This window comes from Microcystis sp. LSC13-02 (assembly GCA_002282935.1).
In the GTDB taxonomy this organism is placed as follows: Bacteria; Cyanobacteriota; Cyanobacteriia; order Cyanobacteriales; family Microcystaceae; genus Microcystis.
The window spans coordinates 1-2,232 of the sequence record MTBT01000260.1 but is presented as its reverse complement, the minus strand read 5'-3'; the positions used below and the strand labels follow the sequence as shown (position 1 = coordinate 2,232).

Below are 2,232 nucleotides of genomic sequence, written 5' to 3'. Positions count from 1 at the left end.
TCGCTATCTGCGTCAACCCCATTCAGCGACCACCCTAAAAAAGTGGCGTGGTGAGGAATCGCCGTCCGTTTTACGGCGGCGAGGATGTCAACGTGAAAATGTTAATAACTGGATTACAACCCTTAACCATGGCCGCCCAAAAAAATTAAGATGGGTGATGTTTCAGTAGCTTTTTCTCCCCTACCCCCTATCCCCTATCCCCTATCCCCTATCCCCTATCCCCTATCCCCTATCCCCTATCCCCTATCCCCTATCCCCTATCCCCCTCTACAATAATTACTCGCAGCCAGAAATACGTTGGTTGCTATCATACTTTGTGCTTTTTGTCAAAAAAACTTTTTTTTTGCAATAAAACTACACAAAAAAAAGATCATCGTTGTGGGTGAAATTGACTGATTTAACCGTCTTAATTAGGATCACCTTCTAGGTGTGACAAGGGTTTCAACTATTGCTACCCAAAAAAGCACAGAATAACCCACTATGAAATTGTTAAATAAAAATCTTTCTCAATTAATTTTTAAGAATTTGTAAATATTGCGGAATGTTAATTTAAATATTCTCAAGTGTTTGGAGTTAATAAATAACTTTTGCTTATTTTTATTGGAAAATAGAACTCCTGCAAAAATCTAACATCTACCATTGGGTTAGAAGTCAGTATTCAGGAGATTATTTTTATTTATTCTTCCCCCGCAACGCGCACGCAGTGACCCCCCCCCCACACCCTACACCCCACACCCCTTCTCTCCTGTTCCCTGAATAAATGCCAAAAATCGAGCTTAAAACCCCAAAATACGCAGATATTGCCGGGATGGAGTCCCTTGATCGCACCAGTCTCGGCGGTATTTGGACCCTATCTGGTTATGAACGGGAATTAAACAACCCCAACAGTGAATTATTAATTCTCTCCCTACCCAGCAATCCGGAAACCATCATCGGATTGGCTTGTTTTTGGGCAATTCTCGAAGAAGCGCATATTACCCTTCTGGCAATTTATCCCGACTATCAAAGACAAGGATTAGGAAAACTGCTTCTCTACAAACTTCTGGAGAAGGCTGTACAAAGACAACTGGAAAGGGCTACGCTAGAGGTGAGGGTGTCGAACCAGTCAGCGATCGCACTCTACGAGCATTTTGGCTTCCGCGTCGCTGGAGAGCGTAAAAATTATTATCCGCAAACTGGCGAATCAGCCCTGATTTTCTGGCGCAACGATCTACAAAGGGCCGCTTTTCAGGAACAATTAAGCAAGTGGCGACAAGAAATCCTCTCAAGACTGGCGCAGGGAGAGTGGCAATTAGAGGAAGAAACCAGAGCCAAAATAGATACCATGGAGATGCAATGATTATCTAAAATGTCGGATGAATGCCCCCGCTACATTTTTCGACAAGATACTCAGCTTTGCGGGGGATGAAATCCGACCAGAATATCAACACCATCTGTGGGTAAACGGCGAACTCTGTTATACTTAACCTAGCCAAGGGTCGAGGATTGTTAGATGCTAGTCGTAGAAGCGAAGCTAAAAAACGGAACACCAGAGCAATATCAGAAACTCGATGAAGCTATCAGAACTTCTCAGTTTGTGCGTAACTTTTGTGTTCGTTATTGGCGGTCAAATCAAGGGCGCAATGATCTCCAAAAACTTTGTGCGGTACTAGCTAATAATAAAGAGACACCTTGGGTTAATAAATTAAACTCTCAAGCTCGTCAATCGGATGCTGATAGAGCCTGGCAATCAATTAGTCGATTTTATCATAATTGTCGATGCTCAGATACTGGGAAAAAGGGTTTTCCTCGGTTCAAAAAACATAGTCGTTCTGTTGAATACAAACTAACAGGCTACCAACTATCTGATGAGCGACGTAAAATCAGATTTACTGACGGTTTTAAAGCAGGAGAATTTGATTTATGGTGTAGTCAAAAAACCTTAGTTTATTATTCAGAACAACAGATTAAACGGGTCAGAGTTGTTAGACGTGCTGACGGTTATTATTGCCAGTTTTTGATTGACGTAGAACGGCAAGAATACCATGAACCAACGGGACAAATAACAGGAATTGACTTAGGGTTAAAGGAATTTTATACTGACGCTCAAGGCAATACTGTAGAAAATCCACGTTATTTAAGAAAGTCAGAAAAACGACTTCAAAAAGCACAAAGGAGATTATCAAAACGATTTCGTCAAGGAAAGAAACAGTCTAACAACTATCACAAGCAACGGATAAAAGTAGCTAAACT

2 protein-coding genes are annotated in these 2,232 nt (G+C 41.5%); both read left to right on the top strand.

Annotation, left to right across the window (positions count from 1 at the left end; all coding sequences use genetic code 11):
* Nucleotides 1-760: 760 nt before the first annotated feature.
* Nucleotides 761-1,339 (top strand): ribosomal protein S18-alanine N-acetyltransferase, encoded by a 579-nt coding sequence (gene rimI, locus BGL89_RS16565; protein WP_286826641.1) that lies wholly within the window; start codon nucleotides 761-763, stop codon nucleotides 1,337-1,339.
* A gap of 153 nt (nucleotides 1,340-1,492) precedes the next feature.
* A partial coding sequence (locus tag BGL89_RS16560) for an RNA-guided endonuclease InsQ/TnpB family protein (protein WP_286826640.1) occupies nucleotides 1,493-2,232 on the top strand: 740 nt, incomplete at its 3' end.